General features: G+C 32.8%; 13 protein-coding genes. 10 read left to right on the top strand and 3 right to left on the bottom strand.

The window, feature by feature from the left end; genetic code table 11:
* Positions 1–978: a PorP/SprF family type IX secretion system membrane protein gene (locus tag PK35_RS01535; RefSeq protein ID WP_044624886.1), complete on the top strand. Its 978-nt coding sequence runs from the start codon at positions 1–3 to the stop codon at positions 976–978.
* Position 979: 1 nt separating this feature from the next.
* On the opposite strand, the gene PK35_RS01530 is transcribed toward PK35_RS01535, so the two are convergent.
* From PK35_RS01530 to PK35_RS01520, 3 genes are all read right to left on the bottom strand, one after another.
* Positions 980–1,558 carry a YceI family protein gene (locus PK35_RS01530; RefSeq protein ID WP_044624885.1) on the bottom strand — a complete coding sequence of 193 codons (579 nt, stop codon included), beginning with the start codon at positions 1,556–1,558 and terminating at the stop codon, positions 980–982.
* A gap of 85 nt (positions 1,559–1,643) precedes the next feature.
* The gene (locus tag PK35_RS01525) at positions 1,644–2,912 is read right to left on the bottom strand and encodes a hypothetical protein (protein WP_117624633.1); all 1,269 of its coding nucleotides are present in this window, start codon (positions 2,910–2,912) and stop codon (positions 1,644–1,646) included.
* Positions 2,913–2,943: 31 nt separating this feature from the next.
* Complete coding sequence (locus tag PK35_RS01520; RefSeq protein WP_044624884.1) at positions 2,944–3,528, bottom strand: YceI family protein; 585 nt, start codon at positions 3,526–3,528, stop codon at positions 2,944–2,946.
* A 203-nt stretch (positions 3,529–3,731) separates the two neighbouring features.
* On the opposite strand from PK35_RS01520, the gene PK35_RS01515 reads away from it, so the two are divergent.
* The 9 genes from PK35_RS01515 to PK35_RS01475 all read left to right on the top strand — a co-directional run bounded on the left by PK35_RS01515 (position 3,732) and on the right by PK35_RS01475 (position 19,460).
* Entirely contained in the window at positions 3,732–4,301 is a 570-nt protein-coding gene (locus PK35_RS01515) for an RNA polymerase sigma-70 factor (protein WP_044624883.1), read from the top strand.
* A 182-nt stretch (positions 4,302–4,483) separates the two neighbouring features.
* Positions 4,484–5,647 (top strand): FecR family protein, encoded by a 1,164-nt coding sequence (locus PK35_RS01510; RefSeq protein WP_052825756.1) that lies wholly within the window; start codon positions 4,484–4,486, stop codon positions 5,645–5,647.
* Between the two features lie 162 nt (positions 5,648–5,809).
* Positions 5,810–9,319 carry a SusC/RagA family TonB-linked outer membrane protein gene (locus PK35_RS01505; RefSeq protein ID WP_052825754.1) on the top strand — a complete coding sequence of 1,170 codons (3,510 nt, stop codon included), beginning with the start codon at positions 5,810–5,812 and terminating at the stop codon, positions 9,317–9,319.
* Positions 9,320–9,342: 23 nt separating this feature from the next.
* Positions 9,343–10,806, top strand: a complete 1,464-nt coding sequence (locus tag PK35_RS01500) for a RagB/SusD family nutrient uptake outer membrane protein (RefSeq protein ID WP_044624881.1) — start codon at positions 9,343–9,345, stop codon at positions 10,804–10,806.
* A gap of 319 nt (positions 10,807–11,125) precedes the next feature.
* Positions 11,126–12,511, top strand: coding sequence for a redoxin family protein (locus PK35_RS17015; RefSeq protein ID WP_082048492.1), 1,386 nt, complete (start codon positions 11,126–11,128; stop codon positions 12,509–12,511).
* Positions 12,512–12,513: 2 nt separating this feature from the next.
* Positions 12,514–13,896 carry a TlpA disulfide reductase family protein gene (locus PK35_RS01490; RefSeq protein WP_044624880.1) on the top strand — a complete coding sequence of 461 codons (1,383 nt, stop codon included), beginning with the start codon at positions 12,514–12,516 and terminating at the stop codon, positions 13,894–13,896.
* 191 nt (positions 13,897–14,087) lie between these two features.
* Positions 14,088–16,895, top strand: a complete 2,808-nt coding sequence (locus PK35_RS01485; protein WP_044624879.1) for a M16 family metallopeptidase — start codon at positions 14,088–14,090, stop codon at positions 16,893–16,895.
* 99 nt (positions 16,896–16,994) lie between these two features.
* Positions 16,995–17,456, top strand: a complete 462-nt coding sequence (locus tag PK35_RS01480; protein WP_044624878.1) for a protein-disulfide reductase DsbD domain-containing protein — start codon at positions 16,995–16,997, stop codon at positions 17,454–17,456.
* A gap of 12 nt (positions 17,457–17,468) precedes the next feature.
* The gene (locus PK35_RS01475; protein ID WP_044624877.1) at positions 17,469–19,460 is read left to right on the top strand and encodes a protein-disulfide reductase DsbD family protein; all 1,992 of its coding nucleotides are present in this window, start codon (positions 17,469–17,471) and stop codon (positions 19,458–19,460) included.
* Positions 19,461–19,528: the final 68 nt, after the last annotated feature.

The raw sequence follows: 19,528 nt of genomic DNA, 5'->3' as shown, positions 1-19,528 counted from the left end.
ATGAAAAAATTAATAGCATATTTACTTTTTATAGTCTTAGTTAAAGGCTATGCGCAAGAGATGAATTTACCGGTTTTTACGCAATATTTAGCCGATAATAATTTTGTGGTTTCTCCAACTTATGCCGGTATTGGCGATAATTTAAAAATTCGAGCCAATGCCTTAACACAGTGGGTAGGCATAAAAGGAGCACCCGATAATCAATCTATTTATGGTGATTTTAGAATTTCAAATCGCTCTGGATTAGGCTTGTCGTTTTATAACGATAAAAATGGATATACGCTTCAAACAGGAGCAAAATTTTCGTTTGCCCATCACCTTACTTTAGATTATTATCGAAAAATGTACTTGTCTTTAGGACTTTCATATAACTTTAATAATTTTAGAATCGCAGTTGAAAAAATTAATGCAGATAATAGAAACCCAACAGGTTTACCAGCTTTAATGGACGATAGAAGACGCGGAAATAATAACTTTGATGTTGGTGCTTTGTTTAGAATGAAAGGCTTTTTTTTAAGCTTTAATGCAAACAATATTTTAAGTAAAGATATTGAAGATGAAATTGCCCAACTTGAGCCAAATTTACTTTTAAATTTTCAAGTATATTCTGGATATACCATTCCTGGACCTAAAAAAAGTGGGATAGAGTACGAACCTTCGGTGTTTTATCAATTTTTTGCGAGCGACCGTCGTTCTAGTACCGATATAAACTTTAAGGTTAGAAAATATAACCGCAACGAAGATTATATTTGGGGAGGTATTTCGTATCGCTATCTTAACGATCAGTTTTTAAAACCACTAAATATTGGGCCTATGCTTGGGTTTAAAAAATCGGTTTTATATTTTGGTTATGCCTACCAAATAACCATGAACGATTTAGCTAGTTATAACTCTGGAACGCATGTAGTAACCGTTGGTTTAGATTTTCTACAAGGCATTAGTAATTGTCCTTGTGTGCAGAGTGCGGTGCATAAGTAATTTATTGTTTTTCTAAAAAAAGATTAAAATTCACATCAATATTATTATTAACTGCTACCATGCCTAAAAACTTTTTAGGTGGTTCTAGGTTAAAATCATAGAGATCTATGTTTATTTTACCATTAATATTTATTATACTGTTATTTAATTGAAATGTAACGGGTATGCTATATAATTTGGTTTTACCAGCTAATTCTAAAGCAATTAGTGCTGTTAAATGATTGGCGTTGATGGTTGTAATTTCTTTTAGCCTTAAGTAAATTTTAGGATGATCTTCAGATTTTAGTAAGGTTCTAAAATCCTTATTCATCATTTTATTACCACAGTCAAAATATACATTAACCAAAGGTAAATAGGTGTTTTTAAAAATGAGTTTGTTGCTGTTTGCTACGAAATTTACAGGGATAGGTTGGTTTAGGTTTTCAATATTGTAAGTACAATTAAATGTATTTACGTTAGTTTTTCCGTTAATAACTAAACTGCTCTCTGGTTTTACAAAAATTAAAGTCTTTTTTGTAGCAAACTTGTTAGAAAAACCAAATGTGATTAAAACTGTAAGGATTAAAATTATTTTTTTCATAACGGATAAGTTTAGAAATTATTAAGTCTTAATGCTAGGTGGTTTTACGCTAGCATTAAGACTTAGTTTGTATAGTTGTTATAAATTAGAAGCTAATGGCAGCCTCTAACATTAAGCCATTAAATTTAGCATCGTCGTAAAGACCTCCAGTAGCAAAACCATCGTAGGTTTGGTTAACGTATTCAGCTTTCATTAAGATGTTTTTAGTCATGAACCAACCAGCGCCAAGTTGTGTTCTTTTAATGGTAATATCGTCTCCAGAAGCCTCTTCACCGTCAACAACGTTGTAACGACCGCCTATAAAGAAGTTCTCGTTTTTACCAAATCTGTAAATCACTTCACCAGCATATTGAGTAGCTGTTCTTTTTTCAGCACCAACAGCATTTCCGCTTGTGTTTTCATAGGTTCCAAAGAATTCTAAGCCTTTATATTTTACAAAAGGGTTAATCATAATAGCAGTTACTTTGTTGCCAAATGCAGGATTGTAACGTCCAGATCTAAAGTTATCGCTTGTAGCACTTTCGGCTTGTAAAACATGGTAGTATCTAGAACCAGTTCTATCTGCAGCGTACAAGTATGAATTTGGTACATATCCCGTGTTGTATAAAGAACCTGTTAAACGAAATCTAAAATCGTCAGTAAACTGTTTGTCGTAACCTAATTTAGCTAAAAATGAGGCGCCACCAGTGTTACCGTATGCAGATTTTTCGGTAGATTGATTTAATTTTCCGTTAGCAATACCTAACATGACTAAAATGCCTTTATCGTTACGGTAGTAAACCTCACCACCAACTTCGGTAGTAAACGCATCCATAATTAAGTTGCCTACAAATGGGTTGTACATAGTTTGCGCGTTGTCGCTTCTTCTAAAGTGAGCATCACCATAGTTGTTTTCCATGTGTCCCACTTTAATAGTAACGTTTTTCATAAGATCTTCTAAAAATCCTTCACTAATAAAATCTAATTTATCAATTTGAAAATAACCACCTTTTACGTAAGGTTCTGGGTGGTGTCTAGAAGATAAATAAGTACGTAAGTGCATTCTAACACCATCAGCAAGAACAACGTCTAAATCTAAATTTGCTGTAGCTAAGTTAAAGTTAGCACCAATTCCCGCTAAAGGAGTATCTCCAGAGTTTTCATGATCTAATGCTTGATATTGTAGGGTTGATGCACCACCAATGCGAACTTTAACCCCATCAAAAGTTGTTTCGCTTGTTTTAGGGGCTTCAAAAACATTTATATCACGTTGGTCTGGTAATCTGTAATTGTCTAAATCTCTGGTCTGCGCCAGTAAGGTTGTGCCAAGTAAAATGGCAACTAATACTATTGATTTTTTAATAAATGATATCATGATTTTTATAAATTAATTGGTTTATTATTTTTTATTTAAATACAGAGTTAAACTCGATGGTTACGTCGTCGCCTGTAGTAATAGTTCCTAAAAGAGCTGTTGGTGGATCGATATTAAAATCGGTCATTTTAAAGGTTTTCTTGCCTACTAATTTTACAACATTGCTAGTCGTTGCATCGATTTCGAATTCTAATGGAACTGATTTTTTAACACCTGCTATGGTTAAGTTTCCTGTGGTTTTTGCGGTGTACTTGCCATCACTTTTTTTAGTGATGCCATTTACCTTGGTTAACTGAAAAGTTATAGTGCTATATTTGTTTGTTTTTAGCGCTTTATAAGTGTTTTTATCCATGGCATTTTTACCACTTTTTAAACTCTCTGCTGGGATAGAAATGTTTAAGTTTTTTAAATCGCCAGAGTTTAAATCGTTAAAAGCAATAGAGCCACTATAGGTTTTACTAGTTATGTGCCAGTCGTGCAGACTAGAAGTGCCTAAAACACTTAAAGTAGAGGTGTTATTTAATTTAAATTGTTGGGCAATGGTTGCTTGAGAGACGAATAAGATTAAAATACATGCTAGTAATTTATATCTTGCTATTGTTTTAAGTAGTGTCATATTTTTTGTTTTTAATTACACTACAAATGTCCTTACAAAAGAGAGGGTAAAATATGACTTATGTCATGCCTTAGATAAAATATTTTTAAAAATTAATCTATAAACTTATGTTTTTTAAAATATTTGAAGGTTTTTTCTTTATTCTTTGAAGATGTATTAAAGGTTTCTAGTTTCAAATAAATTATTAGTTTTGGTTTCTGGTTATGACAAATAGCGATATTGACATATTAAAACGCTTAAAAAAAAGTGATAAAATAGCTTTTACTCAACTCTATGAAAGTTATTGGAAGCCGCTTTATATATCTTCATATAATTTATTAAAAGATAAGGAGCAATGTGAAGAAATTATTCAAGATGTATTTATAGAGTTTTGGAATAACCGTGAGAAACTTCAAATTATAATATCTATTAAATCTTATTTGTATGCTTGCGTACGTTATAAGGTATTCGCTGAGTTTAGAAAAAATAAGGTGACAAATGTAGAACTGTTTGAAGATTTAAACCAAAGATTTCAATACACGACTCCCGAAACGAAACTTATGCACGACGAACTAGTCGAACAAATTAACCTTATAGTTAAAACTTTACCTAAAAAATGTCAAGAAGTTTATGTGTTAAGCAGAAATAAACAGTTGTCGCATAAGGAAATTGCCGAAAAATTGGGTATATCTACTAAAACAGTTGAGAATCATATCACATTAGCTTTAAGGGTTTTACGGTCTAATTTAGGCGGTTTAATAAGTGTGGGATTACTTATTTTTTTATTGAAGTAGAAAATGCATTTTATTTAATGTTTTTCGTTTTTTGAGTTGATTTAAAGCTGTTTTTTCTTCTTTTTGTTGAGTTATTTTAATCAATTTTAAAAAAAGATTAAATTTTTATTAATTTTTTTTAGGGGATAAATAACAATATCTACACTATAAAGGTATACCGCTAAACTTCAATATTTAAAAACATGGATAACAACACTATAAATAATAAGTTTTTTCAAAAATTAATTGAACGGTACTTAGATGGTAAAACTACTGCCGACGAGCTTAAACTTCTTGTTAACTACTACGAAAGTTTTCAAAAAGAAAACCACTGGGTAGAAGCTTTGGGACCAGAGCAAGATATTAAAGAGCGCATGCTTGTTAATATTTTAGATGCTATAAAAGATGAATCGCCAAAGCCTAAAAAAGTAATTTCCTTAATTAATAGAAAAATGATAACCTATGGGGTAGCAGCAGCGATTGTTGTTTTTATGGGTTTCTATTTTTTATTGAGAAACAATGCTGAAACTGCAAATATCGAGAATAACTTAGCGACCACAACTATTCAAGCAGGTACAGATAAAGCGGTGTTAACTCGCGAAGATGGAACCATGGTTGAGTTAGAAAAAGGTAAAATATATAAAGAAGGCAGTGTAGAAAGTAACGGTGAGCACTTAGTTTATAACCAAGATAGCTCAAGCACTGCTATTGCTTACAATTATTTAACAATACCACGTGGCGGACAATTTGTTATTAAACTAGCCGATGGTACTCAGGTTTGGTTAAACTCCGAATCGCAATTAAAATATCCGGTGAGTTTTACAAAAAATAGCCCAAGAACTGTTGAGTTAATTTATGGTGAAGCCTATTTTGATGTTTCTCCAAGCGAAGCCAACCACGGTACAAAATTTAAAGTTTTTACCCGAGGTCAAGAAATTGAGGTTTTAGGAACCGAGTTCAATGTAAAAGCTTACGCAGACGAATCGCATATTTATACCACGCTAGTAGAAGGTAAAGTGGCACTTCAGGTCAATGAGCATAGCGAAAACCTTGTTCCTAATCAGCAAGCTGTTGTTAATAAAATGAATAATAACGTACTTATTAGCACAGTTGAAACCAAGTACGAAATCGCTTGGAAGAATGGTTTATTCAGTTTTAAAAACAAATCCTTGAAAGAAATAATGAAAGTGCTTTCGCGCTGGTACGATGTTACGGTAGTTTTTGAAGATGAATCTACAGAAAACATCATGTTTAATGGGCAGTTAAGTAAGCATCAAAACATCGAAAATATTTTAAACCTTATAAAAAACACAAATTTTATTCAAGCCTATGATATAAACAACAACACGATTACGATTAAAAAATAAAAAAGGGACTAAAGTTTCCACTCGCCAAAGTAAAAAAACTTTATCCCTTATTCTAAAAACGCTAATTAATTAAAAATGTTAACTAACTAACAGAACAAATTTATGGAAATTAATTTAAGGAATGTTTTTTTCTCTCACAGAAAGAAACTAATTAAAGTTGTTATGAAGAGTTTTATATTCTTATTATGCACAACTGTATTTGGTTTTACATCAAACAACATCTTATCTCAAAATGTAAAAATTACGGTTGATGCCAACAAAACACTAAGTGTAGACGAGGTTTTTGAGTTAATAATGAATCAAACTGATTATACATTTATTTATCAGGTGGATATGTTTAAGAATTATCCTAAGGTGAGCTTAAAAAAAGGCATCGTAAAAGCTAACGACTTGCTCGCCTCAAGTTTTAATAAAGGAAAATTTAGTTTTACACTACAAAATGATAATGTAATTATCATTAATCAAGTTTCAGAAACATTGCAAGAGAAAAAAATATCTGGAACTGTTAAAGACAAGAATGGAATACCGCTGCCTGGAATTACAGTTTATGTGTCAAATAAACTGCCAACTAATGAATCTGCAAACACAGATTTTATAATTTATGGAACCTCTACCGATTTTGATGGTAGTTTTTCACTTAAAGCAGAGGTAGATTATTATGTTGTTGCTTATGGATTAGGTTATAAACATTATTCTGAATTGATAACCCTTGAAAAAAACGTTTATAATATCGTTTTAGAAGAGAGTGTTACAGAATTGCAAGCAGTAGAAATTGTATCTACTGGTTATCAAACCCTATCTAAAGAAAGAGCTACTGGTGCTTTTAAAAGTGTTTCTAAAGAACAAATAGAACATCCAGCCTCAAATATAGCACAGAGGTTGGTTGGAACTACAGCAGGAATGGCAGCAACAATTGATGCCGATGGAAATACATCCTTTACTATTCGAGGAATAGGTAGTTTAAGTGCCTCAACAGAGCCTCTAGTCGTTGTCGATGGGTTTCCAGTACAAGATGCTTTTAATAATATAAACCCTAATAATATAGAGAGCATTACGGTATTAAAAGACGCTGCCGCAGCTTCTATTTGGGGTGCTCGGTCAGCAAACGGTGTTATTGTTATTACTACCAAATCTGGTAAGCGAGGCGAAGCGTTTAAGGCAGATATAAGTACTTTTACCAGAATAGGTTCTAAGTTAGACTTAGATTATGTACGTCCACACGCAAGCTCTTTTGAAACAGTTGAGTTTGAAAAATTAGCTTATGGCAAATGGGCCCCTATTAGTTCAAATGATGGAACTTTAGAGCGTGTTGCAAGTGGTACATGGTCACAAGCCATGGCTTATATGAACGAACACGCTTTAGGTAGAATAACTTTGGAAGAAAGAGATGCTCAATTGGCGATCTTGCAAACTCTTGATAATAAAAAACAGATAGAGAACTTAATATTAGCTAATCCTTTAACAAGTCAAATAAATTTAAATATTAGTGGTTCTACACAAAGAATGACTAATGCTGCATCAATTCTATATGAATCAAACAAAGGAGATTTTCAAGGTAATGAAAGCACGAAATATTTAGTTAATTACCGTACAAATGCCAATGTTTCAAAATGGCTTGATTTTGATATGTCTTTAATGTTACAATATCAAGAAAATAAATTGAATGGTTTTTTATTAGAAGATATTCAACAATGGTCGCCTTATGATATGATTTTGAATACAGATGGTACACAAGTTAGTTTTCCTAATGGTTATTACCAACCTACACTTGATTTATTGGTGCCTCAAGAAATTTTTCCTTACGATTTTTATTATAATCCTGTCAGAGAGCTAAACTCTCGTGACTTTACTTCCGAAACATTAAACGGAAGAATTCAAGCAGGGTTAACAGCTAAAATAATGCCCGGATTAAGTGTTTCTAGCCGTTTACAATATGAGAATTTTAATACTTTCAACAGGTATTTATATGGAGAAGACTCGTTTGTCGTTCGGAGTTCTATAAATAATTCAGCAACATGGGATAGGACTCCTACAGGAGCCGTTGTGCTTAATTTACCAAAAGGAAGCCAATTAGATCAAAATAGAAGTAAGTTAAGAGGATATGTTTGGAGAAATCTGTTGGATTTCAATAAAACAATGAACAAACATGCTGTTAATTTCATAGCTGGAACAGAACTAAGAAGTTCTGTAACCGAAACATTTATAAATCCAACAACTTACGGATATAATGATGAAACGCTTGCTGTTGGACAATTTCCGAATGGTCCTGGCGGAACGGGAAATAAAGCCATAACAAGTTGGTTAACAGGTAATGTTACATTTCCGTATGCAAATTCCTTTACTTATTTTACAGATCGATTTTTTTCCGCTTTTGGTAATTTAGCTTACACATATAATCATAAATACACAATTTCTGGTAGCTATCGAACAGATGCTTCTAATTTAATTGCTGCCGACCCAGCATCTCGTTACTCGCCATTTTGGTCCGTTGGTGGCTCATGGCAATTAGGAAGAGAATCATTTTTGTCAAATGCTGATTGGTTAGATAGGCTAATCGCCAGAGTTACTTATGGATTTAATGGAAATGAAGATAGGTCAACGTCTCCATATCCATTAATTAGTTTGTCTCCAATTCCCGACCCAAACACAAACTCTACTACAGCAACTATTTCAAGTTTTGGAAACCCAACATTAAGGTGGGAAAAATCAGGGACCTTAAACCTAGGGTTAGATTTCTCGGTTTTTAGAGGTAAGCTTTTTGGCTCTATTGATGTTTACAATAAAAAAGGCAAGGATTTATTGGCAGACATTTCAATACCATTAGTTAATGGTGTTTCTACCCAAAAGCTAAACAACGTAGAAATGTATAACAAAGGAATAGAAATAGACTTAGGAACATCAATACCGCTATCAAAAGCTGTTAAATGGCGTGGTAATGTAACGTTTGCTTATAACGAAAATAAAATTACAAACTTATTTAGGTCACAACATACAGCAGCTAATTTAATTGAAAATGGTGTAGAGTTATCGTATAGTGAGGGTTATAATGCAAATACCCTTTGGAGTTACAAGTATGCTGGTTTTGTTGATGGAGTTCCTAGATATGAAGGTCCAGATGGAGAATTAATTAGTTTGGCCTCTACTTCTGTTGATATAGAAGCCAGACGTTGGCTAGAAGAAAGTGGGGTTTCCGTCGCACCCTATAATTTAGGACTTATCCAAGCTTTTGATATTAATAATTTTACAATGTCTTTTATTTTTACAAGTAAATTTGGACATGTTTTTAGACGATCTTCTTTTAATTATCCTTTTCAAAATGGGTTTAAAACACTTCCAAATGCAAGGTTAAATGAAGTAATTAATGGTAGTTCCTCTGAAATTGTAACGCTTCCAGTAGATGATAATGATGCTTCCTATAAAGTTTGGAATTACGGTTCTTTAGATTACTTAATAGAAAGTGCTAACCATGTTAGGTTGCAGGAAGTTAGCTTGTCTTATAATTTAGGTAGTAATGTTCTAAAGACATTAAATATTCAATCTTTTAAATTATTTGCTCAAGCTAATGATTTATTGGTCATTACAAACAATAAATACAAAGAAGACCCGGAGTATTTATTAGGTACTAGAAACCCAACAGCACGATTTACTTTTGGATTTCAACTTGGATTATAATTATTAATCAAAAAAATATTAAGATGAAATTACATATAAAATATACATTTAGTTATATCATGATTTTAGCAGTATGCTTGACATCATGTGAAGATTACTTAGATGAGGCACCCTCTAAAAGCTCAGGTTTAATAGTGAAAAATACTACAGAACTAGATGCGTTATTAGATGATTATTTAACTATGGGTAGGGAAGTAGATGGCTTTCAAAGATTATATTTAACAGATGATTTCGATTTTTTACCTGAATATCATACTTCAGCTGCTTTGTTTTATGGCCAATTAAGGGCTGCTTATGCAGCTTTTTGGGATCGTCAATATTTACAAACGGCGTCAAGTAGAGATTGGAGTGATTTATGGAGTAAAGTTTTTACAGCAAATCTAGTTCTAACTTCTTTAGAGAATGTTGAAGGAACCGAAGAGGATAAATCTAGGTTAAAAGCCGAAGCTCATTTTATAAGGGCATATAATTATTGGGTTTTAGTCAACTCTTACTGTTTACCTTATACCAATGCTAACGGTAATGAGATGGGGTTGCCCTCAAAACTAAATACTAGTTTTGAAGAGGATTTAACTAGAGTTCCATTGGCAGTCACTTATGAGCAAATTGAAAGTGATTTAATTGAAGCTCTTAAAATACAACAGCCATTATTTGATGGAGACACTCAGAAAACTTGGCGAGCCAATAAAGCTGCTGTTTATGCTTTCGCAGCAAGGTTTTATTTATACATAAATAACTATGCTGAAGCCGAAAAGTATGCAACTTTATCATTAAATGAATATGATGGTCTTGTTGATTATAACTCTGAAATGGGATATTCTTCTATTTTTCCAATATGGCCTTCAACTTATGAAACTGTAGATATCACATGGAAAGAATTTACATATTATAGGGTTACAAATCACGGCGGAATGATTGCTCCATCTACTAGTTTAACTGAATTGTATGATAAAGAAAATGACCTAAGGTATGAATATCATTTTGTTGAAGGAGGACCTTCTATCTTCGGAATATTTAATCCAACTATCAGTTACATGCATTTAGGATTATTTTCAGTGCCTTCTGGTACAACTGTAGCAGAAACAATTTTAACTAAAGCCGAAGCTTTAGCTCGTTTAAACAGGGTTTCAGAAGCAATGACTGTAGTTAATTCATTAAGAGTAAAGCGTATTAAAAACACAGCCACAGATATTAACTTAAGTGCCTCATCTAAGAATGAAGCAATTAGTAAAATTCTTGAGGAGAGACGACGTGAAATGCCTTTCTCTTTGCGTTGGTTTGATATGAGACGCATAAATCACAATGAAGACCCTAATGATGATCAAACTTATAGTCGGGAATTTTACCCATTTGATCTTTCAACTGTAAAAACAGACGAATCGTTAATTGATTACAGCTTGACACCTGGTTCTAGAAAATATGCAATTCCAATTCCTGAAACAGAAATTATTGCTAGCCAAGGGGTTATGGAACAAAATAATTACTAAGAAATAATTGGCGATAGTTCTAATACCGCATTATTGAGTCTTCATTATTGGTGTTTGATGATGTAATAAATCATAATAGTATCAATGATGAAGATTTAAAATGCTGTCGATTAAAAAGCTTGTTTGAACTAATTATTAATAAAGTCTAGAAGCTTATCAATAGAGCGTGTTTGAACTTGATATTACTTATTACCATTAGTTTTTGGAAAATTCATTTAGAATTTAATAGTAATAAAACAGAAAGTATTTGCTTTCCTTTAAGAATTCTAAATATTTCTAGTAATAGCTTAAATAGTTAAATAAATAAAAAAAATATAAAATGAGAACAAAAATTTTAATTGTAATCTTCCTTACAATAGTATTAATTAATTGTAAGAGAAATGAAAAGAGCCCAGATTATGCGATCTTAAAAGGGAAAATAGAAAATTCACTTGGAGGGACTTTTACGTTAATGAATTTAAGTGGATTTGAGCAAACTTTTAATGTAAAAGAAGACGGAAAGTTTTTAGATACCTTAGAACTTTCAGATGGAATTTATTATGCTTCTTATGAAAAGCAAAGAATGCCAATTTATATAGGTGCTTCTGGCAAAGTAGAGATTTATGCTAATTCAAATAACTTAAAGGGAACTTTAAAGTTTGAAGGAGACAATGCAAGCCTTAATAATTATTATGTTTCTAAAAGTCAGCTTATTGAAGATTTTGAAGGTAAAGTAAGGTCATATTATTCTCTTGAAGAAGCAGCTTTTTTGAATTCCATTGATTCGCTGAAACAAGTAATGAACCTAAAGTTTGCAGAATTAGACAGCTTACCGGAAGGCTTAAAAAAATTAGAAAAAAATGCCATCGATTATTATCTTCAAAAGATTTTGGCAGATTATCCAAGAAATTATACTAGAATAACAAAAAACGAATACGAACCTTCTGAATCTTTTACAAATCAAATTAAAGAAGAGACCGAACATAATGCGGCCGACTTTTTTTATTCTATGGATTATAACACTAAATTATTTATAGACCTTTTAAGAAATGCAAGTAAAATATCAAGGCAAGACTCTACATTGTCTCAAAGGCAAGCAGAGTTTAAAATTTTGTCTGAGTTTAAAAATGATACAATTAGAGAAAGTTTATTAGCTAGAATAACTAAAATGAATCTTGGGTTTATAAAGGAAGATAAAAAGACCTATTATGAAGAGTACATGAGCCTGAGCAAAGATGCCAAACAGCAAAAAGAGGTAACAAATTATTATGAAGCCTTTCGTCTTTTAGAACCAGGTAAACCATCACCTAAATTTGAAAATTATGTTAACTATAATGGTGGTACAACTTCTTTAAGTGACCTAAAAGGCAAGTATGTTTACATAGATGTATGGGCTACTTGGTGCAGCCCCTGTAAAGCAGAAATACCACATTTAGAAGAAATTGAAAAAACGTATCATGGTAAAAATATTGAGTTTGTAAGTATCTCTGTAGATAGCAAGTCCGATAAAAAAGTTTGGGAAGATATGATTGCCGAAAAGAAAATGGGAGGAATTCAGCTTTTTGCTGATAATGCTTTCAAATCGCAATTTGTTAAAGATTATCAAATTCAAGGGATACCAAGGTTTATTTTGTTAGATACTCAAGGCAATATAATTCAAGATTTGGCACCAAGACCTTCCGAGAAAGAAAAATTAACAGCATTGTTAAATACACTAAACTTGTAAGTATGAAGAATATAGTTATTTATAGTGTATTATTTAATTTCTTTTTTTTTAGCATAAACGCCCAAAATAAAGTGGTAGAAATGTTAAATAATACTACTAGTACAACACAATTAACTAAAAAAGTTGATTCTTTATTGTTTTTTGGTAGCGAGAGTGATATGCAAAGCATCATTTCTTACTACAGATCTAAAAGAAATGGGGAAAAAATAAGCGAAATCACAAAGAAAATCATAGAAAAGTTTCCTACCGGCAAAGTTGCAGCAAACGAAAACATTTTAGCAATAAGTAAACAAGAAAATGTAAAAACGATGGAAACTATGGTTGAAGCATTTTTGGTTAAATTTGAAAATAGTGATTTCGACTTTGATAGCTTATATTTAATAGCCTGTGATAGATCTGCAAAAAACAAGAGCACAGAGCACTTTTTAAAATACTTCAACTTAATAGATAATAATGAAATTAAAAATACAGTAGTAAAATACTGTGCAACAATGCTTATTGAAAAGTCTCCAGATGATATTGAAGCATTACTAAATGAAACTTTGCGTAACTATAGAATTGGTTTAAATAATAAAGATGATTATTACAGATACGTTGAATTATATAGTGAAATTTTTGAAACTAGGGGACAATGGCAGAAAGCTTTAGATTATTTTGAAGAGTCTTTTTTTAATATGAAAAGTAAAACCTCAAAAAAAATTAAGCGTTATAGCGATTTGCTTATGGAAAACAAGCAATATAGAAAAGCATTTGTAGTGCTAGACAGCTTAATTAGATCGGGACAAGGAAATACTGAGTTAAAGAATCGATGGGCTACTACATATAAAAAAGTGTTCCCTGAAAATGACTTTAACATGTATTCAAAAGAAATAGTTGGTGAAATTACAAAACAGAGTCAAGAAGACATTATAAAAAAAGTTGTTTTGGAAAAAGCTCCTGATTTCACTTTAAAAGATATTGATGGTAAAATCCATACACTAGAGGACTTTAAAGGGAAATACTTAGTAATAGATTTATGGGCAACTTGGTGCGGACCATGTAAACGATCTTTTCCAGCAATGCAAGAAGCCGTAAACAAATACAAAAACGATAAGGACGTTAAATTTTTATTTGTCCATACTTGGGAAAACTCCAAAACACCTAAACAAGACGCGGTGAGCTATTTAAATGAAAATGGGTTTAATTTTGATTTGTATATGGACACAAAAAACCCTCAAACAGGAGTAAATGAAATGGCTAAAGCTTTAAGTGTAAACAGTATTCCTGCAAAAATCATTATAGATAAAAATGGTAACTTAAGGTATAAAGGCTCAGGCTTTGGTGGGGGCGATGACCAATTGGTTGTAGAATTATCAGCACTTATTGACTATGTGAAAGCAAATTAATTAAAATTTAACATTTTATTAAGAGGGGAAATGTAAAATCCTTCGTCTTAGCAGTAAAGATTATTCATTTATAATTATTTCATAATTAGAATTAGTCACTCTGCTATGAAATCAATGAAAGGGCTGTAGCTTTACAGCCCTTTAAAATAATAACTTAAAAATTAAACTCATATTTAAAACCTAAAATTTTCATGAAACGCGTATGTATTGCTCTTAGTTTTCTGGTAACGTTAACGCTTACAGTTACTGCACAAAACATTAATTTAAACGAACCATTACCAATTGATACCTCAATTAAAAAAGGGGTATTGCCAAACGGATTAACGTACTACATAAAAAGTACCGATGTAGTTAAAGATGCGGCAAGCTATTACATTATTCAAAATGTAGGTTCAATTTTAGAGAATGATAACCAACAAGGTTTAGCACACTTTTTAGAGCATATGGCGTTTAATGGTACCGAGAGTTTTCCTGGAAAAGGTATTTTAAACACTTTACAGAAACACGGTGCTGTTTTTGGAAAAGATATTAATGCCTACACGAGTTTTGATGAAACAGTGTACAACCTAAACAACATACCAACAAAAGAAGGTTTGGTAGACACCTGTTTAACGGTTTTACATGATTGGTCTAACTATCTGTTATTAACCGAAGAAGAAATTGACGCCGAACGTGGTGTAATTAAAGAAGAATGGCGTACACGCCAAAGCGGGCGCATGCGTTTGTTTAAAGCAAGCTTACCAATTAGATTTAATTACTCAAAATATGCCGATAGAATGCCTATTGGTTTAATGGATATTGTTGAAGGTTTCGAATACAAAGCGTTACGCGATTTTTATCACGATTGGTATAGAACCGATTTACAAGCCATCGCTATAATTGGTGATGTTGATGTAAATGATATTGAGCAAAAAATAATCAATTTGTTTTCTGAAATTCCGGCAGTAGAAAATCCAATAGAGCGTTACGTGGTAGATATTCCAGAGCATGACGAGATGTTGTATAGCCTAGGAACAGATCCAGAAGTGTCAACAGCAAATATTAGTTTTGGTATCCGTCATAAAAAATCATTAGAAAATGAAACTGTGGCCGATTTAAAACGTAGTTTATTAGAGTCTATGGCTACTAGTTTGTTATCAGAGCGTGTTTCAGAAAAATCACAAAAACCTGAAGCTAATTTTTTAGCAGGACGTTTAGGTTACGGGCAAATGTCACGCACAACAAATTCCTTTAGCATTGCTGTTTATCCTAAACCAAACGAGCAGCAAAAAGCTTTTCAAGAAGTATTAACCGAAGTGATTCGTGCTGTAAAATTTGGTTATTTACCATCGGAAATTGATAGGTCGATTACCAAAATAAAAACATCATACGAAAACCAAATTGCTAAATTAGACGATAGAAGTCACGGACAAATAGAACGTGGTATTCAAAACAACTTTTTAAGCAATGCAACCATTACCGATGTTGAGAAAGAGTATGCCTTAGCGCAACAAATTTTAGTAGCAGTAACTCCGCAAGATGTGCATAATACTATCAAACATTTATACGCTAAAAAGAATAGGTTTATTACCGTAACTGGGGTAGAAGGACAAGAAAATTTAACTGAAGCTCAAGCTAAAGCCATCATTAGTAAAGTTGAGAATGATGAAACTATTACGCCATACACCGAAGCTTTGGCAGGAAAAACTTTGGTTTCCGATTTAAACATAACACCAGGAACCATTTCAAAAACAACAAATAACAAGCAAACGGGTGCAACAACGTACCAATTAAGTAATGGTATAAAAGTACATTACAAGTTTGTAGATAAAGAGAAAGATAAAGTTGCTTTAAATGCCTATAGTTATGGAGGGAAATCATTATTAAATGATGTTGATTTACCATCGGCAAATATGCTAGGTAATTTAATTGGGATGTCTGGTTTAGGTGATTTTAACGCTACAGATTTACAAAAAGTGCTAGCAGGAAAAACAGCAGGTGTTCGAGTAAGTTTAGGAGAAATAAGCGAATCGGTTTCAGGAAGCTCAAATACAAAAGATGTTGAAACCATGCTTCAAATGGTGCATGTGTATTTTGTTAAACCTCGTTTTGACGATGAAGCCTTTAAAGTATTACAAAGTAATATCGATAATTATTTAGTTAGAAGAAGTAAAGATATTGGTGAAAAAATGCGTGATAGTATGACGGTAACCCTTTACGGAAAAAGCAACCCAAAAGAACGTATTTTTAATCAAGATTACGTTAATGATATCGACTTTAATAAAATAGAAACCATTTATAAAGAGCGTTTCGCTGATGCTTCAGATTTCGAGTTTTTTATAGTTGGCGATGTTAAAGAAGCCCAGTTAAAACCACTATTAGAGCAGTATTTAGCGAGTTTGCCAACAAACAATACAAAGGAAGCTTACAAGGATAATGGTTCAGAATGGGTTTCTAATCAAATAGATGAAGATATCTATTTAAAGATGGAAGACCCTAAAGCGACCGTAAATATTTCTTACAAAAAGGAAATGCCTTATTCAAAATCCAACGAAATTCATACCAATGTTTTAGGCGATATTTTACAATTACGCATTACAGAAAGCATTCGCGAAGCCGAAGGAGGAGCTTATAGCCCAGGGGTAAGTGCAAGTTTTTCAAGAGAACCAAAATCGCAAGCTTATGTGTCGTTTAGATTTGATTGTAATCCAGATATGGTCGATAATTTGGTAAACATTGCCAAAGGTGAATTAGAGAAAATAGCAAATGGTACTATTCTTGACGACGATTTAAATAAAACCAAAACCAATTTTATAAAAGAGCGTGAGCAATCTAAAGATAAAAACGGTTACGATATGAGTGTTTTGGTGAATTATTTTAGATATGATACTAATATTAACGATCCAAAAAACTTCGAAAAAATTGTAAACGGAATAGCCAAAAAGGATATTCAAAAAATAGCAAAAACCATACTAACTGGTGGCGCTAACTACGAAATTGTTTTTAAACCAGAACAATAAGTTAAATTTGCTTCAAGAGGCAATTAAGCCGTGGGTTAATTTGTAAGTTTGTGGCTTGATATTAGAATCTTTAAGTAAAAACATAAAAAGACATACATTATGAAATATAAATCTATAAAAACCATACTTTTAGTAATCGCTGTAGTATGTTTTTCATTAGGGCATGCGCAAATACTAGAGCCTGTAAAATGGAGTACTTCGGTTAAAAAAATATCAGATTCAGAATACGAACTAACTGCAACGGCAACTATAGAAACGGGTTGGCACTTATATTCGCAGCAAGTTCCAGAAGGTGGTCCAATAGCCACAACTTTTACTTATGCGAGTACAAAAGATTATCTAAAAAAAGGAAATACTTCAGAAGAAAAAGGGCATACCGTAAACGATCCTATTTTTGAAATGGAAATTAAGTATTTCGAGAATAAAGCCAATTTTAAACAACGTATAAAACTAAAATCAAAAGCACCATTTACTGTTAATGGTACTGTAGAATTCATGGTTTGCGACGATAGCAGATGTTTGCCACCAACCGAAGCCGATTTAGTTTTTAATATCAAATAGTTACCCTAAATAATGAAGAAAATTCTTTTTGTATTAGCGGCATTTATATGTTCATCAGCCGTATTTGCACAAATTTTAGAGCCAGTAAAATGGTCAACTTCAGTTGAAAAAATATCAGATACCGAATACATTTTAGTCTCAAAAGCAACTATTGAAAATGGTTGGCATTTGTACTCCCAAAATGTACCAGAAGAAGGGCCTATACCAACCTCGTTTATCTATGATGATGGCGGTGGTGCAATTCAAATTGTTGGTAATACTTCAGAAGAAGAAGGACACACCATTGATGACCCTGTTTTTGAAATGAAAATTAAGTTTTTCGAAAAAACAGCAACCTTCAAACAAAAAATACAGTTAAAAGAATCGGTCGATGCCATTGATGGTTTTGTAGAATTTATGGTGTGCGACGATACACGTTGTTTACCACCAACCGAAGTCGATTTGACCTTTAATTTAAACAATAATACTGCGGCTGATACGAAATTAGTATCTGCTAGCGAGGATGAAGTTACCGCGACAACGGGTGATGTTGAAGATACAAACCCAGAATCTAAAAAAGGACTTTGGGGCATTTTCTTCATTGCATTTTTATCAGGTTTTGCAGCTTTACTAACGCCATGTGTATTCCCAATGATACCTATGACGGTGAGTTTTTTTACCAAGCAAAGTAAAAACAAAGCCGTAGGAATTAAAAATGCCATTATTTATGGGGTTTGTATCATTATTATTTATGTGTTATTAGGTACAGCAGTAACAGGAATATTTGGGGCTGATGCCTTAAATGCGTTAGCAACAAATGTTTGGTTTAATATCATTTTCTTTTTGCTGTTAGTTGTTTTCGCACTCTCATTTTTAGGCGCATTCGAAATTATGCTACCTAATTCATGGGCAAACAAAGTAGATTCGCAAGCTGATCGAGGAGGTTTAGTAGGCATCTTTTTTATGGCATTAGCCTTGGCTATTGTGTCCTTTTCATGTACAGGTCCTATTGTTGGAACTTTACTAGTTGAAGCAGCTTCAAAAGGTGGCTTAGCACCAATAATAGGTATGTTAGGGTTTTCACTAGCCATAGCATTACCATTTGCATTATTTGCAGCTTTCCCCGGATGGTTAAACTCTCTGCCAAAGTCAGGAGGATGGTTAAACACGGTAAAAGTGGTTTTAGGCTTTTTAGAATTAGCTTTAGCTTTTAAATTTTTATCACAAGCCGATTTAGTTTTACAAGCGCATTTACTAGAGCGAGAGGTATTTTTGGCCATTTGGATTGCCGTTTTTGGTACGTTGGCATTTTACCTTTTCGGAAAAATTCAATTACCTCACGATTCGCCATTAACGCATATTTCTGTGGGTAGATTAGGGCTTGGGTTACTCGTATTATCGTTCACCATTTATATGATTCCTGGTTTATGGGGCGCACCATTAAATTTAATAAGTGCTTTTCCGCCACCACAAGAGTATAGCGAGTCGCCTTATGGTGTTGGTTATACAAAAGTAGGAGGAGGAGCTATGGCGGCTGCGCACAGCGAACTACCAGATGGTGCTCACTTATTAGCACCACACGATATTTTAGCGTTTAACGATTACGATAAAGGATTAGCTTACGCCAAAGAAGTTGGTAAACCCGTGATGATAGATTTTACAGGTTGGGCATGCGTAAATTGCCGAAAAATGGAACAGAACGTATGGCCTAAGCCAGAGGTTTTAAATATGCTTAAAAACGATGTGGTTTTAATATCGTTATATGTTGATGATAAGCGCCCGTTGGAAGCTAATGAGGTAACGGAATCTCAATTAAAACCAGGAAAACAGTTAAAATACATTGGCCAAAAATGGAGCGAATTACAAACCATAAAATATAAAGCAAATTCGCAACCCTTTTACGTACTTATGGACCATAACGAAGACAACTTAACTACTCCTGTTGGTTACACGCCAGATGTTGAGGCTTATAAAAAGTGGTTGCAAACAGGAATAGAAAACTTCAAAGCAGCAACAGGTAAATAATTATTTATATCGATAACTATTTTTTTGATGGATTAAAATCACTTCTAAATATTTAGAGTGATTTTATA

Origin of the sequence: Neotamlana nanhaiensis, assembly GCF_000943555.1 — a bacterium.
GTDB lineage: Bacteria > Bacteroidota > Bacteroidia > Flavobacteriales > Flavobacteriaceae > Neotamlana > Neotamlana nanhaiensis.
The sequence above is the reverse complement of the archived record's forward strand: the minus strand, read 5'-3'. Positions and strand labels throughout refer to the sequence as shown.

Bases quoted from the DNA above. Each gene is read 5' to 3' on its own strand.
- PK35_RS01535 (WP_044624886.1), top strand. From the start codon at position 1: ATGAAAAAATTAATAGCATATTTACTTTTTATAGTCTTAGTTAAAGGC.
- PK35_RS01530 (WP_044624885.1), bottom strand. From the start codon at position 1,558: ATGAAAAAAATAATTTTAATCCTTACAGTTTTAATCACATTTGGTTTT.
- PK35_RS01525 (WP_117624633.1), bottom strand. From the start codon at position 2,912: ATGATATCATTTATTAAAAAATCAATAGTATTAGTTGCCATTTTACTT.
- PK35_RS01520 (WP_044624884.1), bottom strand. From the start codon at position 3,528: ATGACACTACTTAAAACAATAGCAAGATATAAATTACTAGCATGTATT.
- PK35_RS01515 (WP_044624883.1), top strand. From the start codon at position 3,732: ATGACAAATAGCGATATTGACATATTAAAACGCTTAAAAAAAAGTGAT.
- PK35_RS01510 (WP_052825756.1), top strand. From the start codon at position 4,484: ATGGATAACAACACTATAAATAATAAGTTTTTTCAAAAATTAATTGAA.
- PK35_RS01505 (WP_052825754.1), top strand. From the start codon at position 5,810: ATGAAGAGTTTTATATTCTTATTATGCACAACTGTATTTGGTTTTACA.
- PK35_RS01500 (WP_044624881.1), top strand. From the start codon at position 9,343: ATGAAATTACATATAAAATATACATTTAGTTATATCATGATTTTAGCA.
- PK35_RS17015 (WP_082048492.1), top strand. From the start codon at position 11,126: ATGAGAACAAAAATTTTAATTGTAATCTTCCTTACAATAGTATTAATT.
- PK35_RS01490 (WP_044624880.1), top strand. From the start codon at position 12,514: ATGAAGAATATAGTTATTTATAGTGTATTATTTAATTTCTTTTTTTTT.
- PK35_RS01485 (WP_044624879.1), top strand. From the start codon at position 14,088: ATGAAACGCGTATGTATTGCTCTTAGTTTTCTGGTAACGTTAACGCTT.
- PK35_RS01480 (WP_044624878.1), top strand. From the start codon at position 16,995: ATGAAATATAAATCTATAAAAACCATACTTTTAGTAATCGCTGTAGTA.
- PK35_RS01475 (WP_044624877.1), top strand. From the start codon at position 17,469: ATGAAGAAAATTCTTTTTGTATTAGCGGCATTTATATGTTCATCAGCC.